The organism is Thalassobacillus sp. B23F22_16, assembly GCF_043496955.1.
Lineage (GTDB): Bacteria > Bacillota > Bacilli > Bacillales > Halobacillaceae > Thalassobacillus > Thalassobacillus devorans_A.
In genome coordinates this window covers 137,933-164,311 of the sequence record NZ_JBIEKD010000001.1, presented here as the reverse complement: position 1 = coordinate 164,311, position 26,379 = coordinate 137,933, and the positions used below count along the sequence as shown (strand labels likewise).

22 protein-coding genes are annotated in these 26,379 nt (G+C 44.6%); 18 read left to right on the top strand and 4 right to left on the bottom strand.

What is annotated here, in order from left to right:
- Positions 1-40 precede the first annotated feature (40 nt).
- The 6 genes from ACGTNI_RS00840 to ACGTNI_RS00815 all read left to right on the top strand — a co-directional run bounded on the left by ACGTNI_RS00840 (position 41) and on the right by ACGTNI_RS00815 (position 4,793).
- The gene (locus ACGTNI_RS00840; RefSeq protein WP_394459830.1) at positions 41-1,648 is read left to right on the top strand and encodes a catalase; all 1,608 of its coding nucleotides are present in this window, start codon (positions 41-43) and stop codon (positions 1,646-1,648) included.
- A 137-nt stretch (positions 1,649-1,785) separates the two neighbouring features.
- Positions 1,786-2,238, top strand: a complete 453-nt coding sequence (locus tag ACGTNI_RS00835; RefSeq protein WP_394459215.1) for a MarR family winged helix-turn-helix transcriptional regulator — start codon at positions 1,786-1,788, stop codon at positions 2,236-2,238.
- Positions 2,239-2,262: 24 nt separating this feature from the next.
- A complete protein-coding gene (paiA, locus tag ACGTNI_RS00830; protein WP_394459212.1) occupies positions 2,263-2,781 on the top strand; it encodes a spermidine/spermine N(1)-acetyltransferase in 519 nt (172 codons plus the stop codon).
- A gap of 12 nt (positions 2,782-2,793) precedes the next feature.
- Positions 2,794-3,411 (top strand): FMN-binding negative transcriptional regulator, encoded by a 618-nt coding sequence (locus ACGTNI_RS00825; protein ID WP_394459210.1) that lies wholly within the window; start codon positions 2,794-2,796, stop codon positions 3,409-3,411.
- Positions 3,412-3,733: 322 nt separating this feature from the next.
- Positions 3,734-3,994 carry a hypothetical protein gene (locus ACGTNI_RS00820; RefSeq protein ID WP_394459208.1) on the top strand — a complete coding sequence of 87 codons (261 nt, stop codon included), beginning with the start codon at positions 3,734-3,736 and terminating at the stop codon, positions 3,992-3,994.
- 298 nt (positions 3,995-4,292) lie between these two features.
- Positions 4,293-4,793: an SRPBCC family protein gene (locus ACGTNI_RS00815; RefSeq protein ID WP_394459206.1), complete on the top strand. Its 501-nt coding sequence runs from the start codon at positions 4,293-4,295 to the stop codon at positions 4,791-4,793.
- A gap of 105 nt (positions 4,794-4,898) precedes the next feature.
- Here the strand turns inward: ACGTNI_RS00815 and ACGTNI_RS00810 are convergent, their stop codons facing one another.
- Positions 4,899-6,821, bottom strand: a complete 1,923-nt coding sequence (locus tag ACGTNI_RS00810; RefSeq protein WP_394459205.1) for an alkaline phosphatase D family protein — start codon at positions 6,819-6,821, stop codon at positions 4,899-4,901.
- A 246-nt stretch (positions 6,822-7,067) separates the two neighbouring features.
- Here ACGTNI_RS00810 and ACGTNI_RS00805 point away from each other — a divergent pair, with 246 nt between their 5' ends.
- Together ACGTNI_RS00805 and ACGTNI_RS00800 are read left to right on the top strand one after the other, a co-directional pair.
- Positions 7,068-7,868: an endonuclease/exonuclease/phosphatase family protein gene (locus ACGTNI_RS00805; protein ID WP_394459203.1), complete on the top strand. Its 801-nt coding sequence runs from the start codon at positions 7,068-7,070 to the stop codon at positions 7,866-7,868.
- 170 nt (positions 7,869-8,038) lie between these two features.
- On the top strand, positions 8,039-8,614 hold the full coding sequence (locus ACGTNI_RS00800) for a YdeI/OmpD-associated family protein (protein ID WP_394459201.1): 576 nt from the start codon (positions 8,039-8,041) through the stop codon (positions 8,612-8,614).
- 468 nt (positions 8,615-9,082) lie between these two features.
- Here the strand turns inward: ACGTNI_RS00800 and brnQ are convergent, their stop codons facing one another.
- Positions 9,083-10,462 carry a branched-chain amino acid transport system II carrier protein gene (gene brnQ / locus ACGTNI_RS00795; RefSeq protein ID WP_394459199.1) on the bottom strand — a complete coding sequence of 460 codons (1,380 nt, stop codon included), beginning with the start codon at positions 10,460-10,462 and terminating at the stop codon, positions 9,083-9,085.
- A gap of 178 nt (positions 10,463-10,640) precedes the next feature.
- Here brnQ and ACGTNI_RS00790 point away from each other — a divergent pair, with 178 nt between their 5' ends.
- On the top strand, positions 10,641-11,177 hold the full coding sequence (locus tag ACGTNI_RS00790) for a TetR/AcrR family transcriptional regulator (RefSeq protein ID WP_085507376.1): 537 nt from the start codon (positions 10,641-10,643) through the stop codon (positions 11,175-11,177).
- Positions 11,178-11,239: 62 nt separating this feature from the next.
- Here the strand turns inward: ACGTNI_RS00790 and ACGTNI_RS00785 are convergent, their stop codons facing one another.
- Positions 11,240-12,784 (bottom strand): BCCT family transporter, encoded by a 1,545-nt coding sequence (locus ACGTNI_RS00785; protein WP_394459197.1) that lies wholly within the window; start codon positions 12,782-12,784, stop codon positions 11,240-11,242.
- 299 nt (positions 12,785-13,083) lie between these two features.
- On the opposite strand from ACGTNI_RS00785, the gene ACGTNI_RS00780 reads away from it, so the two are divergent.
- The 4 genes from ACGTNI_RS00780 (at position 13,084) to ACGTNI_RS00765 (ending at position 16,137) form a co-directional block, all read left to right on the top strand.
- Complete coding sequence (locus ACGTNI_RS00780) at positions 13,084-13,974, top strand: beta-keto acid cleavage family enzyme (RefSeq protein ID WP_394459195.1); 891 nt, start codon at positions 13,084-13,086, stop codon at positions 13,972-13,974.
- Between the two features lie 2 nt (positions 13,975-13,976).
- Positions 13,977-14,930, top strand: a complete 954-nt coding sequence (locus tag ACGTNI_RS00775) for a 3-hydroxyacyl-CoA dehydrogenase NAD-binding domain-containing protein (protein WP_394459192.1) — start codon at positions 13,977-13,979, stop codon at positions 14,928-14,930.
- 13 nt (positions 14,931-14,943) lie between these two features.
- A complete protein-coding gene (locus ACGTNI_RS00770; protein ID WP_394459190.1) occupies positions 14,944-15,408 on the top strand; it encodes a thioesterase family protein in 465 nt (154 codons plus the stop codon).
- Between the two features lie 117 nt (positions 15,409-15,525).
- Positions 15,526-16,137 carry a hypothetical protein gene (locus tag ACGTNI_RS00765; RefSeq protein ID WP_394459188.1) on the top strand — a complete coding sequence of 204 codons (612 nt, stop codon included), beginning with the start codon at positions 15,526-15,528 and terminating at the stop codon, positions 16,135-16,137.
- A 21-nt stretch (positions 16,138-16,158) separates the two neighbouring features.
- Here the strand turns inward: ACGTNI_RS00765 and ACGTNI_RS00760 are convergent, their stop codons facing one another.
- Positions 16,159-17,436, bottom strand: coding sequence for a prolyl oligopeptidase family serine peptidase (locus ACGTNI_RS00760; protein ID WP_394459186.1), 1,278 nt, complete (start codon positions 17,434-17,436; stop codon positions 16,159-16,161).
- Positions 17,437-17,774: 338 nt separating this feature from the next.
- Here ACGTNI_RS00760 and ACGTNI_RS00755 point away from each other — a divergent pair, with 338 nt between their 5' ends.
- From ACGTNI_RS00755 to ACGTNI_RS00735, 5 genes are read left to right on the top strand one after another with little or no spacing between them, the layout of a single operon-like run.
- Positions 17,775-18,764 (top strand): LacI family DNA-binding transcriptional regulator, encoded by a 990-nt coding sequence (locus ACGTNI_RS00755; RefSeq protein WP_394459184.1) that lies wholly within the window; start codon positions 17,775-17,777, stop codon positions 18,762-18,764.
- Complete coding sequence (locus tag ACGTNI_RS00750) at positions 18,760-21,123, top strand: beta-galactosidase (protein ID WP_394459828.1); 2,364 nt, start codon at positions 18,760-18,762, stop codon at positions 21,121-21,123. The genes ACGTNI_RS00755 and ACGTNI_RS00750 overlap by 5 nt, the downstream gene beginning before the upstream one ends.
- Before the next feature lie 38 nt (positions 21,124-21,161).
- On the top strand, positions 21,162-22,541 hold the full coding sequence (locus tag ACGTNI_RS00745; protein ID WP_394459182.1) for an ABC transporter substrate-binding protein: 1,380 nt from the start codon (positions 21,162-21,164) through the stop codon (positions 22,539-22,541).
- A gap of 30 nt (positions 22,542-22,571) precedes the next feature.
- Positions 22,572-25,499, top strand: coding sequence for an extracellular solute-binding protein (locus tag ACGTNI_RS00740; RefSeq protein ID WP_394459180.1), 2,928 nt, complete (start codon positions 22,572-22,574; stop codon positions 25,497-25,499).
- The gene (locus tag ACGTNI_RS00735; protein WP_394459178.1) at positions 25,492-26,379 is read left to right on the top strand and encodes a carbohydrate ABC transporter permease; all 888 of its coding nucleotides are present in this window, start codon (positions 25,492-25,494) and stop codon (positions 26,377-26,379) included. Before ACGTNI_RS00740 ends, ACGTNI_RS00735 begins: the two co-directional genes overlap by 8 nt.

Here is a 26,379-nt window from a genome sequence, read left to right as displayed (position 1 = left end):
GGACAACAGTAAAAATAACCATGGTGCCAACGATAAAAACATGGAGCGGGAGACGTTAACGACACGGCAGGGGCGCCCTGTGACGGACAACCAAAACATCCGTACGATTGGAAATCGCGGCCCGGCTACACTTGAGAACTACCATTTTATCGAAAAGATATCCCATTTTGATCGGGAGGAAGTACCGGAACGGATTGTACACGCCCGGGGTTCTGGTGCATTCGGGTATTTTGAAACGTATGGGAAAGTCGGAGACGAGCCGGTCGAAAAATATACCCGTGCGAAAGTATTTTCAGGTGCCGGTAAGAAAACACCGTTGATGGTACGTTTTTCTACGGTAGCGGGAGCGAAGGATGCCCCGGAAACGGATCGGGATCCCAGAGGATTTGCTGTGAAAATGTATACGGAAGACGGCAACTGGGATTTGGTCGGGAACAATTTAAAGATTTTCTTTATCCGTGATGCGATGAAGTTTCCAGATATGATTCACGCGTTTAAAGCCGATCCCGCCTCAAATATCAAAAGTCCGGAGCGGATGTTCGACTTTGTTTCCCGCACACCTGAAGCTACCCATATGATTACGTTTCTATTCTCGCCATGGGGAATACCTGCTACCTATCGTCATATGCAGGGCTCCGGGGTGAATACGTATAAATGGGTGAATGACAAAGGCGAGTCTGTGCTGGTTAAATATCACTGGGAGCCGAAACAGGGAATCCGAAATTTAACACAGGAAGAGGCCGACATGATCCAGGCCAAGAACGTCAGTCATGCGACACAGGATTTATATGAAGCGATTGAGCGCGGTGAATATCCGGAGTGGGAACTGTTTGTCCAGATCATGGAAGATGGTTACCATCCAGAGCTTGATTTTGACCCGCTCGATGATACGAAGCTATGGCCCGAGGAAATGTTCCCATGGCATCCGGTCGGCCGGATGGTGCTGGACCGTAATCCGGAGGACTTCCATGCAGAGATTGAGCAGGCGGCATTTGGTACCGGGGTACTTGTGGATGGAATGGACTTTTCCGATGATAAAATGCTGCAGGGGCGTACCTTTTCGTACTCCGATACGCAGCGCTACCGTATCGGGGCGAATTATTTGAAACTTCCGGTCAACGCTCCGAAAAAAGGTGTCCGGACTAATCAGCAGCGCGGGCAGATGGATATCCGCGACCCGAGAGAGTCCGATGACAACCCGCACATCAATTATGAGCCTTCCATGGTCGGCGGTTTTAAGGAAGCCGATGGATCGAAAACGCCGCCCCATGAGCCTACGTACCATGCGGCGGCGATGAGCGAGCCAATTGACCGCCCGAACAACTACGGTCAGGCCGGTCACACGTACCGCAGCTTTGAAGATTGGGAGCGTGAGGAATTAATCAAAAACCTTTCGAATGCACTCGCGATTTGCGACCAAAGAATTCGCGATGCGATGATCGATCACTTTACACAAGCTGATGAAGATTATGGCCGCCGTGTAAAGGAAGGGATCGAAGCAAAAATGAAGGAAATGCAGGAAATGCAGAAGGAGAATAAAGTTCCGGGCCGGAAATCAGGCGAGTCTAAATACGGTCGCGGTTCTACCGCGCAGCACCAAGCAGTAGAAGAAGCGGTGGAGACTAGCCACGAGGCTGACCCTTATTAACTAGTGAGAGCTGTCTGTCAGGATAATCTGATGGGCAGCTTTTTTTGTGAGTATAATATTGCAAATGCAACAATAGTGAGTTATACTACATATAATATTTTGTTGCATTTGCAATAAAAAACAGTGAGGAGTTTGTTATGACTGAAATTCTTCGGGAAATTGGCATGATTGCAAGGGCGTTGGATTCGATCAGTAATATTGAATTTAAAGAATATGACCTGACGAAAGGACAGTATTTGTATCTGGTACGAATCGTTGAAAATCCAGGAATCATTCAGGAGAAGTTGGCCGAGATGATAAAAGTGGATCGAACGACAGCAGCTCGTGCCATTAAAAACCTTGAGGCGAACGGTTTTATTGAGAAGAAGGAAGATCCGCATAATAAAAAAATCAGGAAAATCTATCCGACCGAGAAAGGGGAACAGGTTTCGCTTATTATCAAACGAGAGAATGACTATTCCAATAGCGTCGCTTTAGCGGGCTTTTCCGATACAGAAGCGGAAACCATTCACCAGCTTCTGCAACGAGTACGAAAAAATATTGAGAAAGACTGGGAATTTGTGAAAAAGGGAAACAGGAGAAACTATTAAGGATAGAAAGCGGGGCAAGGGAACATGGAGGTAACGATAAGCAAGTGTACGGTTGAAGATGTATTCCAGCTTCGAGAGATTGGTTATGAAACTTTTAGAGAGACATTTGAGCACCAGAATTCACCAGAAGATATGGATGCCTATCTTGAAAAGGCGTTTACGTTGAATCAATTAGAAAAAGAATTATCAAACGTGTCCTCGCGATTCTTTCTTGTTTATTTTAATGGGCAAGTCGCTGGATATTTAAAAGTTAATGTCGGTGAGGCGCAGACGGAAGATATGGGGGAGGACGCACTTGAAATCGAAAGGATTTATATCAAAAATAAATTTCAAAAACATGGGCTTGGTAATCGTCTGCTGAACAAAGCTATTGATATAGCAAGGGATCACAACAAGCAGAAAATCTGGCTTGGTGTTTGGGAGAAAAACGAGAACGCGATTACTTTTTACGAGAAAATGGGGTTTATACAAATAGGAGCTCATTCTTTTTATATGGGTGATGAAAAACAGACGGATTTGATTATGACCAAGAAACTTCAATGAAAGGTGGATTCTATGTATATTCCAAAGCATTATGAAATGAAAGACTTTGAAGAAATCAAGGCCTTTATAGAGAAGCACTCCTTTGGAACACTGGTAACGGCCCTTGACGGTAAACCGCTGGCGACGCATTTGCCTATGGAGCTGGTTAAACGAGGGGATGATTATTATTTGACCGGCCACTTGGCTTACCGGAACCCCCAATGGCAAACGTTCGGCGATGATCCTGTTTTGGTTATGTTTCAGGGCCCGCATGCTTACATATCCTCTTCGTGGTATCAGTCAGAAGATGTGCCAACCTGGAACTACCAGTCGGTTCATGTTTATGGAACTGCGACGCTCATGGTGGAGCAGGAATTACAGGAGGATCTTAGCCGGCTTTTGCAAAAATATGAGAACCATCGGAAAGATCCAGTTTTGTGGGAAAAACTTTCTCCACAAGCTAAAAAACAAATCAAAGGTATCGTGGGGTTCAAAGTGAAAGTGGAAGATGTTCAAGCTGCTTATAAATTGAGTCAAACTCGCCCTGAAGAGGACTATGAAAATATCGTGGAACAACTGAGTCAGGCAGATGACTTAAACTCTCAACAATTGGCAGTAGCAATGAAAGCGAATAGGCAGAAAGGCGATTAAAGCGTCTGCTTTGTAGAACGCTGTCTATAAAACTGGTCTGGATTTCTTCCAGGCCAGCTTTTTTTGCTGGATTGAATAGGAACTTTCTATTAAGCATTGGTATGACCCTGTTTGTATTGGTCGTGGATCTTGCTATTGTAAGGGTAGACTTCCCTCTCGATGCTATCCCATTTATCGGGGGCTGGATAGGCTCTAATGTGGGTGAGATGGTTAGGATAAAAAAGTTAAAGGAGCAAGAGATGCCCGTAGGAGATAACTACCATCACGGAACTTAATGACCTGTGTTGGAAAGCCAAACTATCTGAAGCAGGGGGATGGGAGAATGACAGATAATAGCGAAAAGCACCCGATACTAGATGATCCTTACGCAAAAACGCCTGATTTTACTTGGTTCGACGGTTTATTCTTCTTGCTCGTACTCTTCGAGCCTATTCATTCCGGGGTTGGTATTTTACTTGCAGCTTCCCTCACATTCTACGTCCGGGCTGGCTATTATTTGTTACGTAAGGAGTCGATGAAGCGGATAGGAATAGAGTTTATCGGTGCGACGATATTTCTTATCGCCTGGCTATTTCTAGACTGAATAACTGCTAGTATGTTGATAGAATACATATAGTTTTTTTATAAAAATGGCTCCCACACTATAGGAATATAGATTGCATATGACTCCTTTCAATAAGTCATCATAGCCAAGGCGCAACTCCAACCAGGGATTGTGCCTTTTTTATAGCTTTTTTATTAAAAGAGTTTTGAGCAATCGAGAAGAAATATTTTTCAGTCCTACGTGATACAATCTAAAAAATCGGATTTGACAGAAGCTCAATAAGAAGGGTATATCATGAATCATTCATTGAATAAAAGAGTGAAAGGAGTAATGATAGATGGGAAAGCGTAAGAACTTAGCACAACTAGAAACAATGTCAAAGGATTCTTCACAGATATCTGCCGAATCTAATTCAGAACGTGAAATAGTCACGACACGTCTCTTCCATGCAAATAAAGAACAGATGTACAAAGCATTCAGTAATCCGGAGCACCTGGCGCAATGGTGGGGGCCGAAGGGATTTACAAATACGTTTCATGAATTTGATATGAGCGTCAATGGTGTATGGCGTTTCACCATGCATGGACCAAATGGAAAAGAATACGAGAATAAAAGTGTTTTTCTTGAGGTAGAAAAGCCAGAGCGAATTGTACTCCGTCATCTTGAACCAAATCACGAGTTTTTATTGACGATTACCTTCACCGAACAGGAAGACAAGACGTTGCTTACCTGGCACATGCTGTTCGAATCAGCTGCTGAATGTAAAAAGGTGAGTAGATTCGTTCCTGAGGCTAACGAGCAGAACCTGGATCGTCTTGAGGCACAGCTATTAAGATAGTGTGAGAGCAAAGGATTAAGGTGGGGAACCCATTAAAATAAACGTTTACGTAGCCATCTACGTAAACGTTTATTTTATGTGCTGCTTGTGTACAGTAGGATTTTTTCAATTGTAGGGAGAAGAAGATGTCGCATTGACCGTACTGTTATCTTCCGTTACATTGATCGACACTTCGCCGTTTGGTATTTCACATTGCCATAACAACTCTTTTGAGGCAGAAGGTTTTTCAATATTATCAACGGAATAGGCGGTCCATTTTGCTTTGGTTTTCGATAGTTCCAATACAGCGTAACCGTGTGTGGTGCTGTCAAAAAGCTGAATCCATGGGTTTTCTGCTTTTACAATGTTTTGCAGTTCTTTGAATAGTAATTCTGCGGTTATCGTACTGGCGTCTCCAAGCTTTCCTCTAAGCAATCGGATCATTTCCTCTGTTGCTCCGGGGGCTATTGGGCTTGATGGGTCAGGGACATCATTCAGGCTGTTACGTAGCGTTTCCCGAAGATTGCTTGACGTGACTGATCCGACCATTAATTCTACGCCATATTTTTCACCGGAATCGCTGTACTCTGATTGCAAGTAGGAGGCTTCGTACGTATGGAAGTCTCCAGTCAATGCGATAAAGTTTTGAATCCCTTCCTTGATCACGGTCTCGGCAATAGCATTCCGTTCATAAGCGAATCCATCCCAGGCATCAAGGTTCATGAACTTATTCAGAAACTTCAGTTGTGTATTCTGTACTTCATTTCCCCATAGATTCCATGTGCTTTCCGATTGTTTCAATTCGTTTAAAAACCAGTCTTTCTGTGTAGTTCCAAGCATCGTGCGGACAGGGGCATTCCTATTCGGGCAGCCGTCGGTGACATAGCGATCTAATTCCCCTTCACCGCATGGGTGGGAGCTTCGATACAGCCTCTCGTCCGTCATATAAATGGATGCCAGTTTGCCAAGGGTGATCGAACGGTAGATTTTAATAGATTCTTCGAATGACTTGGAACCATCATACGGTACACGAGCCGGCATATACTCAAACCAGACCTGATTGGCAAACAGTCTACGCTCTGGATCTGATTCCAGACTGTCATCGGGTGCGACTGCCGGGTGGTAAGTATCGTTGGCAAATTCATGATCATCCCAGGTAGCTACCATGCCATGTCTTTCGTGAAGCTTCTGCAAATCCTTGTCGGTACGGTAAGTTTTATATAACATTCGATAATCTTCCAATGTGAAGGCTTTTGCTTTCCCGCTTGGAAGGCTGACCTGCCTGTCTTCTAAACCGCCTTGATACATGGCATCTCCAACTGACTCATAGATGTAATCACCGACATGAAGGAAGAAGTTCATTTCTTCATCGGCCATGTGACCCAAGGCATTAAAGTAACCATTCGTGTAGTCCTGACAGGAAACATAACCGATTTTAGCTGAAGCAATATCGCTGTCTGCTACAGGCAGAGTCCTGAATCTTCCGGTTTTACTGACAAGACCGCTTTTCGTGATAAAGCGGTAGTAATAAGTATGATTGGACTGCAATGTACCACCGAGGTCGACACGTACCACATTATCATGATCTTTCCAAATAGGGGTGAAACCAGTAATTTCAGTTGAAGAGAAGTCCTCATTTTCACTAACTTCGAACATAACGAACTTACCCTGCTCAATGGCATCGACAAGAGAAGCATCATTTGATGAGCTGTGTTCTTCCATCCAGTAGACAACATCGCTGTCTATTTCCTGATTGGAGAAGCCCGTTTCAAGTGAAGAATCTACCCTTGTCCAGAGCATCATTCCAGACGGCGTCGGGTCACCGGAAGCAATGGTTTGCGGAAAACCTTTCCCAGGTGTCTGTGATGGTGCATAAGGCGTTACTTTTGATGCCGCTTCTGTTTTGGTCACCATCGATGTCAAGCGTCCAATTCCTGAGGTTTCGAGGGCGAGTACCGCTGAGCCTGCTAAAAAGTACTTGAGAAATGTTCGCCGGGATTTGTCATAGGAGCTGTTTTGGTTTTGTTGATGGTCATTATTGGAATTCATGCAGAATCCTCCTTTCATGATGTACACCACCAGCGTAATTTATGAAATTAAAGAGGGTATAAAGAAATTGTTACAATTCATGTTAAAGTGTAAATTTTGAATACGGATTTTTTAAAATTTAAGAATTAAAGAGAGTTGGGCGGCACAATCTAGATAAAATTTACAAAAGAATAATGATTCCTAAATATGTCGTTTACCTTTATTGTGTATATTGAAAGTGACATCAATGATAAAAGGGGTGGCATGATGAAAAAGCTGTTGCTTGTATTGCTCACTGTCCTGTTTTTTATCTATTTTCCTGATTTCAAAAGCGAACCACATGAGGAAGAGAAAAGTGTACCTGAACCTGCGCCGGTCGATGTCAAGATGATGAGTTATGAATTATCTAATGCAGAAAAAGAAGGGGTCAGGGATGTTGAGCGGATGGCGGAAGATATAGAGGAAGCAGGTGCAGACGTCATCCGTTTCAGGAAGCTGGAATCCTCTGATCCTTCTGATTTCCAGCGCCAGACCAAAATGCTTGCGGAGCGGCTGGGTATGTCCTATATCAGTTCAGAACAGCTTGTTTCCCAGACAGCAACGGGTGATATTGGCAGCGGTCGGAACGATACAGCAATTTTAAGCAAGCATCCAATTATCGATGCCGTCAATCACACCGCTCCACAAACGGGGAACAGTACCATGAAGGGTGATCTGATTGAAGCAATTATTAATGTCAACGGCATACAGGTCCGCCTTTTCAACACACAACAAACAATGTACGCAGAAAGTCAGACACAGCAGATGAATGAAGTCAAAAAAATTGCCGCCGATTCAGAAGGTCCGAGTATTATCATGGGGGATTTGGGCGAGTCAGGCTACGGTTCCGAAATTGGATTGGAAACGAATGATCTTGCGGATGTTAAGGAAATTGAAACATACACGTATTCCTTATCTGATCCGGAGAATAGAATGGATTACTTTTTTACTGACAGAAACAGAGGAGAATCCTTCTCGACCGGTAATCTCCTGCTTACCTCCGACTTTGGATTGAAAACAGTGGATTAATAAATCAGAGACTCTTCGAAAGCGGAGAGTTTTTTTAATTTGGACAAAACTGCGGGATGATATTTTAAGTGGAATGGATTTTAAAACTATTATGAGTACGTGGCAAATTATTCACGATTGATGTATATTCAAGTAAAGATGAAAGTTCTGGAAAGTGAGGTGGTGTAAAAATGAATCCGAAGGTTGATGAATTACTTCGTCATACAGAAAAGTGGCGAGAAGAATTCGAGCAGATGAGGGAAATCGCTCTTGATTGTGGGCTGACGGAAGAAGTGAAGTGGAGGAATCCCTGCTATACGCTAGAGGGCAAAAATATCGTGTTAATTCATGGTTTTAAGGAGTACTGTGCGTTTCTGTTTTTCAAAGGGGCCTTGTTAAAGGACAAGCATGGGATACTAATCCAACAGACGGAGAATGTCCAGGCGGGGCGCCAGATTCGTTTTACCAATGTCGAGGAAATCATTAAATTGGAAGCTGTTTTGAAAGACTATATACTGGAAGCGATGGAAGTGGAGAAGGCAGGTTTGGAAGTGAAAACTGACAAGAGGATAGAAACTCCTGAAGAGCTTCAGCAGAAATTCGAGGAAAATCCTACGGTGAAAACTGCTTTTGAAGGGTTGACACCGGGACGGCAACGAGCTTACATCCTTTATTTTTCCAATGCTAAAAAGTCGGAGACGCGCACGGCAAGGGTTGAAAAATATACATCGCATATTTTGGCTGGAAAAGGTTTGAATGATAAGTAGGGGACCGGCTATTGGTGATGACTATTAGCAGGGTGAGCTTTCGAGCGGGCGGTTCTTATACAGGTTATAAAGACCACTAAGCAGCAGGGATGCGGGTCTGGCGGTCATCATAGAGGGGGTTAGGACCGCTGGGTAGCGGATGTCCAGCTGGGCCGGTCTTTATAAGAAGGATAAAGACTGTTGGGTAGAGAAAAAACATAGCTAACAGTCATTATGAGGACAGGATTATGTGAAAACGCTTGGATCTTGTCCAGAAAATGGTGTTATGCGGACAGGATTATGTGAAGAAGCTTAGATTGTGTCCAGTAAAGAGCGTTATGAGGACAGGATTAAGTGAAAAAGCTCTTCTCGTGTCCGGAAGAGGTATTTATGAGGACAACTTTAGGCAAGAAGACTGGAATTCTGTCCACAAAGGTGCTGGCCGACTCCTATATAAAAAGACCAACCCGAGGATTGGTCTTTTCTTCGTTATGATGATAGGTTTTCAGCTTTTCTGTCCAGCACGGCTGGTGTTTCGCTGTTGTTTTTCCAAAAGTAACCGATAACTGCTCCGATAAGAGCTGGCAGCATCCAGCCAAGTCCAATAACGTAGAGGGGCAGGTAGGCTGCGTACGAATTACTGATCGATTCCAGCAGAGAATGGGAAGCGCCAGGGATCGTTTCTGCCAGTGCATTATAACCATCGATGGTACTCACGAAAAACGTCAGGATCATCGCGCCGGCGTAGACACCCCGCTTGTGCTGGAAAAAATTCGAGCTTAGTCCTAATAAAATCAGGACGATCGCCAGTGGATATAAGAACATTAACACTGGCACAGCGAATAGAATGATATTCGTCAGGCCGAAGTTCGCGACCATGAACGATACCAGCGATAGAATCAGGACGAATGTTTTGTAGCTGATTTTCGGATAAATGGAATGGAAAAATTCGCTGCAGGCAATAATCAGTCCGATGCTCGTTTTTAAACAGGCGAGCACGATAATGATCGCCAGCAGGATGGCACCGAAAGTTCCGAAATAATGCTGGGATACGGCGGCGAAAGTGAGTCCGCCATTTTCCAGGGTTCCAACAATCGATACGCTGGAGGCACCCATGTAGGTGATCAGTCCATAAATGAGCATCATCAGTCCCATGGCGAACAGGCCGGATTTCCATGTTGCCTGGGCAATCGCCTTTTTGTCGGTGATGCCGAGGTTTTTGATCGCATGGATGACGACGATTCCTAACGCCAGCCCACCGAGTGCGTCCATCGTGTTGTACCCTTCTTTAAAGCCGGTCATAAAGGGCAATTCGCTGTAGTCACCGGTAGGTTCACCAAAGCTGCCCATCGGTTTAACAATGGCGGTGATGATTAACATGGATAAGAACAATAAAAAAGCCGGGGTCAAATATTTACCGACGATGTCCATGACCTTGGCCGCATTCAGGGAAAAATAATAGACAATAGCAAAAAACAGGAAACTGAAAACGGCTAGCCACAAACTGCTTTGCCCTGGTTCGATAAAAGGTTCAAAACCGACGACGAACGGGACAGTTGCTGTTCTCGGAATGGCAAAAAACGGCCCGATTGTTAAGTAAAGAATGAGTGCGAATGCGATTCCGAATACAGGGTGTACCCGGCCTGCTAAATCCTGCAGTCCGTTGCTGCCGGACAAAGCGATTGCGAGAATTCCCATTAATGGAAGTCCGATAGCTGTTACAAGGAATCCGATTAGGGCAGGCCAAAAAGAAGTACCTGCGAGCTGGCCCAGCTGGATCGGGAAAATTAGATTCCCTGCTCCGAAAAACAGGCCAAAGAGCATGGTGCCGATAACGGCATAGGTAGAGAATGGTGTTTTCTGTTTCATCTAGATGTTCCTTTCCTGGTGTATAGTGCTTTTTGGACGAATAAAGATAATCCTACCAATAATGTCGGAAAGGGACAACCGTTTGCGGGTATTTGGTAAAAAATATCGACTGAGTTCAGATTCCTATTAAATTGTGATAACATTAGTGAAAAATGGACTTGTAAATGAGGGAATGATCATGCCAAGAGAATCGAAGCGCCAGAAATTATTAGAAGCGGCTGCACTTATTGTAACGGAACAGGGCAGTGACGCGCTGACACTGGACGCCGTTGCGAAACGGGCGGAAGTCAGTAAAGGCGGGCTTTTGTATCATTTTTCAACCAAGGAAGCGCTCGTTAATGGGCTTGTGCAATATATGAATGATATCTACCGGGAAAACGTCGAAGAATTGGTAGAGAAAGACGATGGAGAAACCGGAAAATGGGCCAGATCTTTTATTAATGTCATGCATGATAAAAGTAAGGAAAATCGGACGATCAGCGCCGGAATGCTCGCTGCTCAAGGGATTAATCCGAAACTGCTCAAACCCCTGCAGGATACGTATGCCGACTGGCAGAATCATATTGAACATGATGGAATCGACCAGGTGGACGCAACGATTATGCGTCTGGCCGTCGATGGTTTGTGGCTATCAGAAATTTTTGGTCTCGGACCGTTGCCGCCGAAATTAAGGGAACGTGTGCTTGAACGTCTGCTCGAACAGACCTATGAATAGACAGTGAAATGATGACATTAAAAAAGTCACCGGCTCTTCGTGAGCCGGTGACTTTTCGTTATTCACGATACTTCTCTTTCTGCTGCCTCTGCTTTCTCTCTGTCTTCATTTACCATTTTGATAAACGACCAGCCTAACATCGGCAGGATGAACAGCAATGGGAAACCACCAATGATACTGATCGTCTGCAATGTCGTCAGTCCGCCCATGTTCATGAAAATCATCGGCAGGATGGAAAGGGCAAGTGCCCAGAACAGACGGTTCCAGCGAATTGGTTCCCCTTCAACATGTTTTTGTACGACGGAAGCGATCACATAAGATCCGGAATCGTACGTCGTTGATAAGAAAATCGTCGCAAGCAGGACGAATACGATAATCGCGAGAGTCGCCAGTGGCAATTCTGTCAGCGTACCGATGATGGCTGCCGGTGCGCCTTGCTGGTTCAATGTTTCAATGACTGGATATTGACCGGTCAGCTCCAAATACATGGAATAGTTTCCTAGAATTCCGAAGAACAACACGGTACCAAGACTACCGAACAACACGGTTCCGAACACGACCTGGCGGATGGTTCTCCCTTTGGAAATACGGGCGATGAACAGTCCGACAAACGGTGCGTAGACAATCCACCATGCCCAGTAGAAGACGGTCCAGCCTTCCGGGAACCCGGTCCGTTCGAACATGGCAAGGTCATTGAATGGTTCGGACCACGTGCTCATCAGGAAGAAGTTGTCCATCATTCTTCCGAGTGCCGTTCCGGTTGACTCCGTGATGAAAGTCGTCGGTCCGACTGCAAATACGAATAGGAGTAAAATGAAAGCGAGCCAAAGGTTGATGTCACTCAATCTGCGAATACCTCTTTGCAGGCCCGAGTAGGCACTTAGACCAAAAATCAGCGTACAGAACATTAAAATGATGGACTTGGTTGTCATCGTGTCCGGCATGCCGACCAGATGGTTCAGTCCGGCAGAAATGATTGGGGCGGATAACGCTAGTCCGGTACCGCCACCACCGAGCAGGCCGAACATGAACAGGATGTCCACGAGTCGTCCGATCGGGCCGTCTGTATATTTTCCAAGAACCGGGCGACAGGCTTCGCTGATTTTGAAAACTTTCGTCTTTTTAACAAAGAACATATAGCCGATTGGCAGGGCCGGGATTGCGAACATGGCCCACGCGATCGGTCCCCAATGGAAAAATCCATAAGTGGAAGCCCATTGAATCGCTTCTTGTGATCCTGGTTCCAGACCGAATGGCGGGCCCTCGTAATAGTAGGCCCACTCGATGACACCCCAGTACAGAATACCGGTGCCAATCCCACTCGTAAATAACATCGCAGCCCAGGAGCTTGTTTTAAATTCGGGCTTCGTGTGTTTGTCTCCGAGCTTGATATCCCCGTACCTGCTAGTTCCAATGAATATTAAAAAAAGAAGCAGGGCAAGTCCCACACCTAAAAATAGGAAACCCAATCGTTGGGTCATTATCTCATTAACGGCTAATACCACTTCTTTACCTTGTGTCGGAAATACGATGAGGGGCAGGGATACAAGCAGTAATAAAGCCAGCGCCCCTCCAAACGTTTTCCAATCCATGAGTTCTTTTCTCAAAAGAAATCCTCCTCTATGTGTTGAAGTTGTTTCATTTTCTTGACGTATTAAACTGTACAATCCAGACGGTTTTCTTTCAAAGTCCGGATAGCGTAGTAAATAGCAGATAGACGTATCATATTGAAAATGCGACGAGTTCAGTTACTTTTATGCTTGATTTTGCCTGCTGAATGTGGAGGCTGGTACTGTATAGATGTTTTATATTTATTTTTTAAAAAAGGTTTGAAAGTTAACAGTCCGGATGGTATAGTTTTGTCGTGATCAAAAAACAACGTTCACCTATTGAAGGAGGAATTGTCATGAAGCATAAAGTAATCCTTACTTCTGCCGTAACAGGAGCAGGAGATACAATAAAGAAAAACCCGCATGTACCTGTAACACCAAAGGAAATTGCCGAATCAGCGATTGAATCGGCGAAAGCGGGGGCTACGGTTGCCCACGTACATGCCCGTGATCCGGAGACTGGCGGGATTAGCCACAATGTTGAGCATTATCGTGAGATTGTCGACCGTATCCGTGAATCAGAAACCGATGTGATCATAAATATCACCTCTGGTGGAGGCGGCGACTTCATCCCGAGCCTGAATACGCCGGCAGCGGGTGGTGATGGAACGGACATTCAGACACCGGCTGAGCGTCATGAACCGGTTGGCGAGCTGCTTCCGGAGATGTGTACGTTGGATTGCGGAAGCACGAACTTCGGTGACATGATTTATATGAGCCCGACAGATTGGCTCCGTGAACAGGCGAAGCTTATCCAGAATAGTGGTGTAAAGCCGGAACTGGAATGCTTTGATACCGGCCATGTTCGCTTTGCCAACCAGTTAGTGGAAGAAGGACTGATCGATGGTGATCCGATGTATCAGTTTTGTCTTGGAATTCCCTGGGGAGCAGCGGCTGATGTCGAAACGATGTCCTATATGAAAAATCGCATTCCTGACAATGCGCACTGGTCCGCTTTCGGAATCGGACGTATGCAGATGCCGATGGCTTCTCAATCTGCCCTTCTTGGCGGTAACGTACGTGTCGGACTTGAAGATAATATTTATCTGTCCAAAGGTGTTGTGGCGAAAAACGAACAGCTTGTTGATAAAGCCGTCACGATGCTGAATGGCCTGGATTTAAAGCCGATGACACCACAAGAAGCTAGAGAATTGCTGAATCTGCGTAACCCGAACGGAGGTAAATAAACATGAGCGTACAAAAAACAGCAGTAGTCGGAACAGGAGTTATTGGTACAGGCTGGATCGTCCGGATGTTAGCAAACGGTTATGATGTCGTGGCGACCGACCCCGCAGAAGGCGCAGAAGAACGCATCCGCAGAGCGGTGGAACAATCGTGGCCGTATGCCGAGCAGCTAGGTTTAGCAGAAGGTGCTTCGAAAGATCGTCTCACGTTTGAAAAAGATCTGGCAGAAGCAGTGAAAGACGCCGATATCATTCAGGAGAATGTGCCGGAAGTAGAAAAACTGAAGCAGACCGTCCTGCAGAACATCGATCGACATGCGAAGCCGGATGCGATAATCGGTTCCAGTACATCTGGTATTATGCCATCCGAACTGCAGGCCAACCTGCAGCATCCGGAGCGCTTTGTCGTGGCGCATCCATTCCACCCGGTTTATATTTTGCCATTGGTGGAAGTGGTACCAGGAAAACAGACGACAACGGAGAATACAGATAAGGCGAAAGCTTTTTATGAAGCGATCCAGATGCGAGTGCTATTAGTCCGGCATGAAATTGAAGGTCATATCGCGGATCGTTTGATAGAAGCGATCTGGCGCGAATCACTTCATATTGTTAATGAGGGAATCGCAACAACTGAAGAGGTGGACAAAGCGTTCACTCATGGCGCCGGTATGCGCTATGCCCAATATGGTCCGTTCTTGACCTTCCATTTGGCCGGTGGTGAAGGTGGCATGCGCCACATGCTGAAGCAGTTCGGCCCAGCATTGAAAAAACCATGGACGAAACTGGAGGCACCGGAGCTGACCGATGATTTGTATGATAAAGTGGTATCCGGATGTGAAGAGCAGTCCAACGGCATGTCCATGAGCGAACTGGATGCGCACCGGAATGAGTTTTTGGTCAAGTTATATGATCTTGTGCAGGAATACTGGGCGAAAGAAACAGAGAAAACACGCGTATAAGGAGGATAGCGTCATGGATTTTAATTTTCAACAAACCGTCCCGGCGGCGTGGGTGGATTATAACGGTCATATGAACGATGCGGAATACAACCGGGCGTTCAGCCAGGCGACCGATGCTTTTATCGATCATATCGGTTTAGATGCCGCAGCGCGCAGTGAGTTTGATTACACGATTTTCACACTGGAAACCCATGTTTGCTACTTGCAGGAGATGAAAGAGGGACAAGCATTCGAAATCACTTCCCAGGTGCTTGATTATGACCAGAAGCGAATCCATCTGTTCTTATCCATGTATAATGCCGATGGTGAACTGGTTGCTACATTAGAGGAAATGCTGATGGGGATTGATGTAAACGAGGGAAGAGGCGCACGTTTCCCGGGAAATATTGAAGCTGTTATTGCTCACTTATTTGAGAAAGATAGCGGGCTCGCGAAGCCAAAACAGGCAGGCAGAACCATTGGTATTAAAAGAAAATAACCTTAAGCAGGCTCTCTATTCATAGGGGGTCTGCTTTTTTATGGGAAGTTCTACCCATAATTGGAAATAACATGTTAAAATTTTGAGATAGGTAACTTGTACAAAGGAGGGGCAACATTGAAAAAAATCTATTACTTATTGGGGGCGATCACCGTAATGATGCTTGCTGCGGGGTGTGCAAAGGCGGAAAGCGGCGACGTGACGATACAAAAGAACCCGGATTCTGATTATGAAAAAACATTCGATGAATTATCGTTAGGTGAATTAAATGAATACACGTATCATCGACTTAAGGATGAAAGTTTGACAGGTGAAATTTTCGTTGAACTTTATGAAAATGGGGTAAAACAGGAAAACACTACTTCCTTATCTCTTGACTGGGAGGAAGGGGGAGAGCAAAAGGGCGTCCTGGGAATGGGACTCATCGAGCACAACCAGGAAGAGCCTTCTCTGTTGCTCTACAGCCCGGATGGCACACTGAAGTCCAGTAATTTACAAGGAACTAATTGGACGGATTTAAGTATAAGAGGCTGGCAGGGTGCTGTCAGGGGAGAAGAATTGAGCCTGGAAAAAGGAAAAGAGTATATTTTAGGTGCTTATACTGGCTCGACGGGTAACGAAATGAGCATGTATGATTTAACTGATGAAGAAGAGTTAGAGGAGATGCTGAATGCTCATGAATTTGTTTTGTTGTTTAAAATAAGACTGGGTGAGAATGACCAAGGTTAGACAGCCTGAGGAATAGCCATGCTACCCATTTAACGATTGGTCAGCCAGCCATTCCATAATCGTCATTGTTTTTCCATTAACTTCCATCGAAGGATCATTGTTGAACAGGTAAATCCATATACAGTGAGGATGATATTGAAAGGGTGATCCATCGCTGTGTTTGTATAGTCCAGACTTATCATGAACATGCTCGTATAGGGATAAATGGACATTGTCTGCGCCAGCTTCAACCATCCGGTTATACGTTAAAAGTGTGTAACATTGGGGCGGCAAAACAGGGTCCTGACTAGCATGAACAAACCAGGTTGGCGTAGTTATCATGTTTTTAAGATCTGTATCGGTGATGAGAGAGTCATCCAAACCTTCACATACCGGAAATGCGCCTGCAAAATACCCTGGATAATCCCGGGTCATGAGCAAAGTCATATATCCGCCGTTCGATGCTCCTCCTACGTATATTCTAGTGACATCGATAGCAGGGTGCTTTGAGATATAGGTTTTAATTAAAGCCATTAATGCTTCCTGATAGATGGAAGTCCCATCAGCTTTTCCGGTAAAACCGTCCATCCATCTTGTCGGAGCCTGGGGAACCAATATATATGCCCCCTCAAAATATGATTGAATATCATTTGTGATAAAGCTGACAGCTTTATTTGCAGACAGGGGAAGTGTCGGATCGGTGCCGCCTTCCCCGCCGCCATGAAGCCAGATGATCAATGGTTTTTTCTGTTCGCTTTTCCTCGGCACATAATCAGCATAGTTCAACGTAATATCATGATATGTAAATTTCCCGGTCGAAAAGTCTTCCACACCTTTTTTAATGTCCCCTGCAAATGTGTCAACTATCAATTCAGAAATTGTTTCCGTATCCAGTTTGATATCTTCCACTTGAGTGATCGTATAGTGAAAATCGATCCTATGATTAGCTCCCCCATCGAAATGTAGCACAGGCCCCAATTTTTCAGTGGGTCCGATTTTCATTTCCAGGCATATGTACTTATCCTTGTTTTCAGCGGGGAATCCTGCTTCGTTACAGACGTAAGCTTTCGTTAGGGGACGGTAGCCTTCTCCCAACAATGGCGTAGTTAGCCGTTTGTCTATCCTTTGTACATGTACCTTGAATGTATACCTGGTAATAGAGTTAACGGGTATTATTTTACCTAAATGAATAATCACCTTTGTAATAACAGCACCCCAATCTTTAACCTCCGTGACTGTACGATAAGACGTCTCTTTTCCTGATAAAATATCTACCAGCCTCCCCGGGTTTACTAGATAATGAATGATAATTCTCTTCATGTAATTTTACCATGTTTTTATGAAAGGATCGGTTAAAGTTTAATGTCGATATTAAATATCCCCTATTAAAGGCGCCGCTGAAAAAGTAGTGAATCCCCTTACCCCTGATTCGGAAACGGACCTGAAATATCTCGAGATCGCGCATTTCATAAGTTGGTTTATGCTTAATAAAATGGTAAAACAAACCAATAAATAGCACTAAAAGACTAAATTACAACAAACATTAAAAAATTTCTGAGAATTGTATTGTAATCGCTTTCTTAACAAGCTATAATTTTCATTGAAACGTTTCAATGAAATGTTAACTTGCAGATGAATGCTGGAGAAGAGGGAATATATTGGCTACTTTGAAGGACGTAGCGAAAAAAGCTGGTGTCAGTGTTGCAACTACTTCTTATGTGATGAATGGAAGTAAGCTGATCACGGAAGGAACAAAAGAAAAGGTTTTGGCGGCGGCGAAAGAATTAGGCTATCGCCCCAATGGAAATGCCAAAAATTTAAAGAAGAACAAAACCCATATCATCGGCTTTTTCTTAAGTGGATTCACAGGCCCCTTTTTTAACGAATTGCTAGAAGGGATACAGGATACGGTCATCAAAAATGGATATGAGATGGTCGTATGTGCCTCGGATGATAAGCACCGTCTGTTGCTGGAACAATATGTGGATGGTGCCATCATCCTGAACTATCATATCGACGATGAATTACTGGACAGCTTAGCGAGTGAAAAGTTTCCGTTAGTTGTTCTGGATCGGGACTTGAAGAATCCTCACATCAGCCAGGTATTACTTCCGAACAAACTTGGCATGAAGCAAGTAGTCGATCATCTGGTAGAAGAAGGGCATCAACGAATCGGTTTTATTGCCGGCTCCGAAGAATCGTTTGATGGTGAAAGTCGTTTGGAAGGATTCAAGGAATCCCTTGCCACTAGAGGTTTGAGTTTTGATAAGAAAGATTTACTCAGGGCTGATTTCACAGAGATCAGCGGTCTTCTCTGCATGAAAGAATATCTGGACAAGGAAGCTGATTATCCGACAGCGTTTGTTTCTGCCAATGATGAAATGGCGATGGGGGCGATTAAAGCTGTTCAGCAAAAAGGGATGAAAGTCCCGGAAGATATCGCTTTTACCGGTTTTGATGATATTGACTTAGCCCGCTATTTCCACCCGTCTTTATCAACCGTCTGTGTTCAAAAGAAACAATGGGGACGGATTGCTGCAGAAACGTTGTTCCATATGCTGGAGAAAAAACACGCAGTGGCAGAGGAGGATATTACGATTGAATTTATTCCGAGGGAATCAAGCTTGAAAGGAGTGATGAGAGATTAAAGTAGAAAGCGAAAAAATCATTATTAATGGGGAGGAAACCTTGCTTTATGGGGCTGAACTTCATTATTTCCGTATTCCTAAACAGGATTGGCGCAGCCGAATCCAGGAAGCGAAAGATGCCGGAATCAATATGATCAGTACCTATGTGCCGTGGATGTTCCATGAATATGAAGAGGGCTCCATTGACCTTACAGGGGAAACGAGGGGTGAACGCGATTTTCAGTCATTTTTACAAGTGGTTTCTGAAGAGGATATGTATTGTCTTGTCCGACCGGGCCCCTATGTAATGGCGGAAATTGTGGATCATGGGGTGCCAACATGGTTCATTGAAAATTACCCGGAGGCACTGGCGCAGACAGACGAAGGGAATGCACATCCGACCAGGGTGGTCAGTTATATGCACCCGACCTTTTTAGACAAGGTGGAGCGCTGGTACAGCGAAGTCTGTTCCATCATTAAGCCTTATCAGGTCGATGCGGGTGGCCCGGTCATTATGTTCCAGCTTGACAATGAAGTCGGTATGTTCCATTGGGTTACCAATCAGGGTGATTACAATGAAGTAACAATCCAACAATTCGAACAATACTTACATGACAAACAAGCAGAAGATTCTACGAACCAGGAAGTTTACGAAACTGCCTGCAAAGTTGATGAACCTGCCAACTACATGCTGAACCATCCCGAGGAACCTGCCGCACAACTTTTAAAAAATGAGTATTACCTATTTATGCGAAGTCATTATCGAATGTACCTCGAGCACCTGAAAGAACTGGCGGAGCAAAATGGAATAAACGTTCCGTGGATCGTCAATATACACGGATTTCATACGATTGATTATCTGAAAAGGGGAACCATGTATCCGATTGGTGTTGCGCAATTGTTGGAAGCGGCCCAAATGGAAAATACCATGATGGCAGGCGATTATTACATTGGCAATATTGAGTTTGATAATTATGTCGATATTGTACTGGCTAACGCTTTTACGAAATCGATCCAGTCGCCGGATCAGCCTCTCTTTTCTGCTGAATTCCAGGGGGGATGTTCTTCGGACAAGCCGCGACTTCAGCCGAGTACTTTTGATTTAACAACACGTCTATGTTTTGCAAATGGGATGAATGGCGTTAATTACTATATGTTCACCGGTGGCGAAAACTATGAAAATATCGGTTTGAATGGAAGAAGGCATGAATGGCAGGCGCCGCTGTCAGCTTCTGGAGAAAAAAAGCCCCATTTTCAAGCCATCCAACATTTAGGCAGGATGTTTCAAACATTTGAAAAACCGTTACTCGATTCGAAACAAACCATTGATACCTGTGTGGCGTTTTATCCGGATTACTACATGACGGAATATAGTAATCTTTTTTCTTCCACGATTATTGAAACGTTTCAACAGGAGCGGGATCTCAATATCTACAACGGTGTAGCAAGGGGGTTGCGGGTAAATAACATCATTTTTGATAGTCTCAATATTCAAAACAGCAAGCGAATCAATGTGGAAGAAGTACCGACATTGTGGATGTTCTCGATGAACTGGATGCATGCCGATGTACAGCAGAAGCTGATTGATTATCTGGAAGATGGCGGAAACCTGGTCTTGTTCCCGTCTATTCCGACTAAGGATGTGAACAACAACCACTGTACGTTGTTGAAGGATTACATTGATGTCGGCTTGAGAGGCAGGAAGACAGGTTTTGCCACTGTTGGTGACATTGACAGTGTCCAAACGACATACATGGAGACATTTGAGGTGGATGATGGTGCATTTGCCTGGTCGGAAGATGAGGAAAAAAGTGTGGCAGCCTTTGAAAAAAGGTTAGGAAAAGGAAGGCTGATTGTATTCGGTGTAGGCTTGGAGCTTAATTACCATTATGAATATGATGTTGTTCAACAGCTGGCTGACCGTGTAGGCATAACAAGCAACTTTAACTTGGAGCAGGAACTGGACGTCTCTGTAAGAGCAATAGATAACGATAGCTATTTTGTTTTTCTTCATAATTTTGATGAATACAAGAAGGAAACTCCTGTTTTTAAAGGTGATCAGCCCTTATTTGGTGGCGCATCGGTTACAGTACCGCCAAAGGGCGGCCTGATGCTTCCCGTTCAAATTCCACTTACGGAAGATGTGCAACTTATTTATGGCACCGCAGAAGTTTTTGATGTTAGCGAATCCACAGATACATTATCTCTGGATGTGAAACTGAAACAGACCGAGGAAGAAATTGTGGTTGAATCGAGCCGTTGGCAGCCGTTGGCAGCTGCGGGAGTGGAGGTGGAAAAGAAAACTGACGATCAGTACAAAGTCAAACTGCTTCCCTCATTGGAAGAGAAAGTGACCATCCATTTTGTTGAAGCTACTTAGGCCCTTTGATTTACAAAAAATTAGAAGAGGTGTATAAGATGAAAAAATGGTTTACTCTTGTATCTTTATTTGCGATTTTCGCACTTTTGGTGGCATGCTCGGACGATTCCCAGTCAGAAGGAAAAGAATCTGAAGATGGCGGCAGTGACAGTGGTGAAGAAGTAACACTTACTATTGCAAGCTGGTCGTTCGGTTCAGAAGGGGAAGCGAACCTGGATCGTATGATGCTGGAAGCGTTCATGGAAGAGCACCCGAACATCAAGGTAGAAATTGATGATTCGATCAGTGACCCTTGGAATGAATCGCTTGCTTCGGCAGCCAGTGGCGGTGAGATGCCAGATGTGTATGCCATTCCTCACATTCCGACTGGTGTTGCCAATGACTGGATGATGGATGTGACAGAGTATGTCGAAGCCGATGAAGATTATAGCAACCTGCCTCAAACTGTACAGGAAGCAAACGAATACAGCGGTACAGTTTATGGCATTCCTTCCGCTCAGCACATCCTTGGTTATTACGTAAATAAAGATTTATTCAATGAAGCTAACCTTGATGTTCCTTATCTTGGTATGAACATCGATGAATTCACATCAGCTGTAAGAGATATTACAAACGTCAACCAGGGCGTCATCGGCTTGAATGAAGCTAATGCAATTCCGGAATGGTACCCTGCTGCTGCAAGCGAGGACATGGGCTGGTATACATTCAATGATGGTTTCCATTTAGATAGCAATGAGTTTATCAGTGGAATCGAAGTGGCAAGCAATATCAATACAAACGGATATGCTTTTGCAACACTTTCGGAAGACGAGCAGGCCAGTTTTGATGGTGAAGATGTCAACGAAGTATGGATGAATAGTGGTATCGGAATCCGATGGGATGGCAGCTGGGCAATCGGCGTCTATGAGCAGAACGCAGACTTCGATTGGGACTTTATCGGTATTCCGGGTGATAGAACTGTAATTACCCATGATTACTATGGTATTTCCAGTGCGACAGAGCACCCGGAAGAAGCATATGAGTTAGCGAAATGGATGGGATTCGGTAAAGAAGGTTATATGAAGCGGATGGAAATTGCTGAGCAGGAAGAAGAAGTCAGCCTGAATGGTGTACCAATGCTAAACGATGAAGAAGTATTGGATGTTTATTTTGAAACAGTAGACGTACCTGGACTTGAGGAAGCCTACGAGAACATTGAAAATGCGGTCGTAGAGCCGTTCAAAACGACACCAGGTTATGGACAGGCACGCTGGGAAGCGCCGACAGGGGTATCGGTAGGTGATGAAGGAAATGCAACGATTGGTGCGTTGATTGATGCAAGTACCAGAGGAGATATCAATATCGAAAATTATGCCGGTCAAATAAACGACTTGGCTAATCAGAAATACCAGGAAGAACTTGAAGCAATCGGAGAGTAAAGCTATGAGAAAGGTTGAGGAGGTAACTTCATGAAGTCTAAGGTGCTGTTATGGTCCCTGTTAATACTGTTTTTTATTCCACAAACGGTTACTCAAGCTAACGGTGATGAAGCCGATGCTGTCGAGCAAATAGAAGAACAGAGTTATCGCCTCGAACTCAACAAATGGAAGGAACAAGGTTTGGATAGCACTGCTCCATACGAGCGTGCTATCTCACCTTCTTCATTTACAGGAATTGATGATGATGAACTATTGCCCTCAACGGAGAGCCAAGGTTATGGGGATCGCGTATTCTATTGGCGTAATCAAAAATCATTAACGGTTGAAGTCGAGGTAGAAGAAGAAGGATTATACGAGATTGGCTTTGATTATTTACCACAAGGTGATTTGATAATGCCAATAGAGGGTGCAATCCAGGTTAACGGCGACTATCCCTTTTCAGAAAGCAGGCAGATCATTTTTCCAAGTAAATGGAAAAACGAAACAGAAGATTTCGAAACAGATCGATTGGGAAATGAAATCATCCCGAAACAGCAGTCTATACAGGAATGGTCGCATGTAAAGGCTGAGGATTCCACTTATTTATACAAGCGGCCGCTTAAGTTCCATTTGAATGAAGGGAAAAACACGATTACATTACTTAACTTAAGGGGTGAGATGCTTGTAGGAGATGTTCATGTAACTTCTCCTGAACAAATCCCTGATTACCAAAGCTACGTAGACAATCATCCGAATGCAGAGAAACAGAAGGAACTGAATGTATATGAAGTGGAACATCCTTCCGAGAAGAACAGTTCTTATATCAGACCGGAGTCGAGAGAGGATCCATCCGTCCACCCTTACGACAAAGACCACTTATTATTGAACACATTTGGCGGTGAGTCCTGGAGTGAGCCGGGACAGACGGTCAGCTGGGAAGTCGAGGTAGAAGAAGAAGGATTCTATCAATTGACATTCAAGGCGTTACAAGATAAAGAGTCAAAATCCCCTGTATACCGGAAATTATTGATCAATGACCGCGTCCCTTTTGAGGAAGTGGAGCACTATCAATTCAAATATAGTAATAAGTGGTACAACGAGACCATGACTAACAAGGATGGAGAACCTTTCTATTTTTATTTAGAAGAAGGAACAAACAAGATAAGTCTGAAGGCAGACCCTTCTCCACATTCTCGTGTTTTATTCGTGATTGACGATGTCATGCGGGAGATAGATAAGCTATCATTATCGATTCGAAAATTAATTGGTAATCAGTCGGGAACCCGTGATTGGAAGATGGAAGAATATATCCCTGGCGTGGATAAACAAATAAAAGGCTGGACCGGACAATTGAAAGAAGAAGTGGCATATCTCCGTGCCCTGAGTGGCGGGGAGGATTCAACCGAAGTTACTTCGTTGAATATCGCAATTGATAAGTTAGAAAAGCTGGCAGCTGAACCGGATGAGATTCCGAATCGGCTGACCCAATTGTCGACAGGGTCCAACTCCGCAGCCCAGCTGCTGGGTGAAATATCAATGGACCTATCTGCCCAGCCATTGTTATTGGATCGCTTCTATGTCCACGGAAATACTGGACTCCCGGATGCCGAGGCTGGATTTTTCACAAAAGCGAAAGACTCGGTCGTAAATTTCTTTCAATCATTTGGAGAGGATAATCTCGCTACTACTGAAGTGGCGGACGACACACTTGAAGTGTGGGTAAATCGCCCAAGACAGTATGTTGAATTGCTTCAAAACATCACCGATCAGAATTTTACTCAGCAAACAGGAATCAAAGTGAAATATTCATTGATGCCGGATGAACAAAAACTAGTCCTGGCAAGCGCAGCCAACACGCAGCCGGATTTGGCGCTGGGGATCAGTAACTGGGTGCCGTATGAACTCGCGATTCGTGGAGCTGCCGTTGACTTAAGGCAATTCGATGATTTCAACGAGGTAGGGAAACAATTTTCACCAGGTGCCTTCCTGCCGTTAGTGATCGAAGACGGTGTCTACGCATTGCCTGAAACGCAGGACTTCTTCGTCCAGTTTTATAGGAAAGATATCATGGAAGAATTGGACATTCCTATTCCAGATACGTGGGATGAGGTTACGGAAATACTGCCGGAATTACAGCGTTACGGGATGAATTATTATACACCTTTAGCTCAGGAATCTGCATTCAAAGCGTTCCAGGTTACTTCTCCGTTCATTTATCAATTTGGCGGAAGCCTATATGAAGAAGATGGCATGGGAACGACCATTGATGAAGAGAATGCATTGGAAGGTATGCAGTTCATGGCTGATTTAAGCACGATTTACAGCATGCCTTTGCAGGTGCCGAGATTTTATAACCATTTCCGGTATTCGACACTTCCGATCGGTGTAGCGCCGTTCGGAACCTACGTCGAGCTTACGACAGCAGCCCCGGAAATCTCCGGGTGGTGGGATATCACCCCGCAGCCTGGTATCGAACAGGAAGATGGAACTGTGGAAAGATGGGCCCCTGGTTCTGGACAGGCATCGATGATATTTGACGGAAGCGGAAAAAAAGAAGATGCCTGGGAGTTGTTGAAGTGGTGGATGTCAACAGAAACCCAGACAGAATTCGCCGTCACGTTACAAACATTATTCGGACCGGAATATATGTGGAACACAGCCAACCTCCAGTCGTTTGAACAATTGCCTTTACCGCAGGAACACAAGGAAGTCGTGCTCGAGCAGTGGGAGTATTTGAGGGAAGTACCAAAAACACCATACTCCTATATGGTAGAGCGTGAGATTAGTAACGTATGGAATAAGGTCGTGTTTGATGGCGAAAATGCCCGTGCTGCTGTAGATGACAGCGTTATATTGATCAACCGGGAAATGCGAAGGAAACTTGAAGAGTTCGGGTATATGGATGATGGCGAAGTGGTCAAGCCGTATACCATTCCGACGATAGAAACGATTGAAAGGTGGCTGGAAGCAGATGAATAACAGAAATTATTTAAGTACCTCGGTATTTCTGGCTCCTTACTTGATCTTGTTTACAACCTTCATTGTCATCCCGGTGGCGATTGCGATCGGTTTGTCATTTACGTACTTCAATACAATTGAAATGCCGTCGTTCATCGGGTTGTCCAATTATGTCAATATTATCACGCAGGACAACACGTTCATGCAGTTTGTATTGCCGAACACCCTTATCTTTTCCCTGATTGTCGGACCTGGCGGGTACATCCTGGCCTTTTTACTGGCCTGGATGCTTGCCCAGATTTCAAAAGGCCCTCGAACGGTACTCGCCTTGATTCTATTTTCCCCGTCCATGACAGCGGGTGTGGCGATGGCCGTCGTTTGGAAAATCATTTTTAGTGGAGATCAGACCGGTTATTTGAATAATTTATTGATCTCGATGGGGTTCATCAATGAACCGATCCAGTTCCTGCAGTCACCGAATTACTTGATGATCATCATGATTCTAGTAACCCTGTGGGGGAGTATGGGAGTCGGGTTCCTGGCGATGTTATCCGGTGTTTTGAACATTGATAAGGAAATCTATGAGGCCGCCTATATCGACGGCATCAGGAACCGTTTTCAGGAAATCATTTATATTACCATTCCTTCGATGAAACCACAAATGCTATTTGGTGCCGTAATGGCAGTAGTCACGACATTCCAGGCCGGGGCGATCGGTGTTGAGCTTTCCGGACAGAACCCGACACCGCAATATGCCGGTCAGTTGATCGTCAACCATTTGGAGGATTTTGGGTTCATCCGTTACGAAATGGGTTACGCTGCCGCGTTGTCCGTACTATTGCTTTTGTTCATTTATGGCTTTTCGCGGGTGGCTATGAAGTTATTTGCAGAAAAAGATTGA

Bases quoted from the DNA above. Each gene is read 5' to 3' on its own strand.
- ACGTNI_RS00840 (WP_394459830.1), top strand. From the start codon at position 41: ATGGAGCGGGAGACGTTAACGACACGGCAGGGGCGCCCTGTGACGGAC.
- ACGTNI_RS00835 (WP_394459215.1), top strand. From the start codon at position 1,786: ATGACTGAAATTCTTCGGGAAATTGGCATGATTGCAAGGGCGTTGGAT.
- paiA (WP_394459212.1), top strand. From the start codon at position 2,263: ATGGAGGTAACGATAAGCAAGTGTACGGTTGAAGATGTATTCCAGCTT.
- ACGTNI_RS00825 (WP_394459210.1), top strand. From the start codon at position 2,794: ATGTATATTCCAAAGCATTATGAAATGAAAGACTTTGAAGAAATCAAG.
- ACGTNI_RS00820 (WP_394459208.1), top strand. From the start codon at position 3,734: ATGACAGATAATAGCGAAAAGCACCCGATACTAGATGATCCTTACGCA.
- ACGTNI_RS00815 (WP_394459206.1), top strand. From the start codon at position 4,293: ATGGGAAAGCGTAAGAACTTAGCACAACTAGAAACAATGTCAAAGGAT.
- ACGTNI_RS00810 (WP_394459205.1), bottom strand. From the start codon at position 6,821: ATGAATTCCAATAATGACCATCAACAAAACCAAAACAGCTCCTATGAC.
- ACGTNI_RS00805 (WP_394459203.1), top strand. From the start codon at position 7,068: ATGAAAAAGCTGTTGCTTGTATTGCTCACTGTCCTGTTTTTTATCTAT.
- ACGTNI_RS00800 (WP_394459201.1), top strand. From the start codon at position 8,039: ATGAATCCGAAGGTTGATGAATTACTTCGTCATACAGAAAAGTGGCGA.
- brnQ (WP_394459199.1), bottom strand. From the start codon at position 10,462: ATGAAACAGAAAACACCATTCTCTACCTATGCCGTTATCGGCACCATG.
- ACGTNI_RS00790 (WP_085507376.1), top strand. From the start codon at position 10,641: ATGCCAAGAGAATCGAAGCGCCAGAAATTATTAGAAGCGGCTGCACTT.
- ACGTNI_RS00780 (WP_394459195.1), top strand. From the start codon at position 13,084: ATGAAGCATAAAGTAATCCTTACTTCTGCCGTAACAGGAGCAGGAGAT.
- ACGTNI_RS00775 (WP_394459192.1), top strand. From the start codon at position 13,977: ATGAGCGTACAAAAAACAGCAGTAGTCGGAACAGGAGTTATTGGTACA.
- ACGTNI_RS00770 (WP_394459190.1), top strand. From the start codon at position 14,944: ATGGATTTTAATTTTCAACAAACCGTCCCGGCGGCGTGGGTGGATTAT.
- ACGTNI_RS00760 (WP_394459186.1), bottom strand. From the start codon at position 17,436: ATGAAGAGAATTATCATTCATTATCTAGTAAACCCGGGGAGGCTGGTA.
- ACGTNI_RS00745 (WP_394459182.1), top strand. From the start codon at position 21,162: ATGAAAAAATGGTTTACTCTTGTATCTTTATTTGCGATTTTCGCACTT.
- ACGTNI_RS00740 (WP_394459180.1), top strand. From the start codon at position 22,572: ATGAAGTCTAAGGTGCTGTTATGGTCCCTGTTAATACTGTTTTTTATT.
- ACGTNI_RS00735 (WP_394459178.1), top strand. From the start codon at position 25,492: ATGAATAACAGAAATTATTTAAGTACCTCGGTATTTCTGGCTCCTTAC.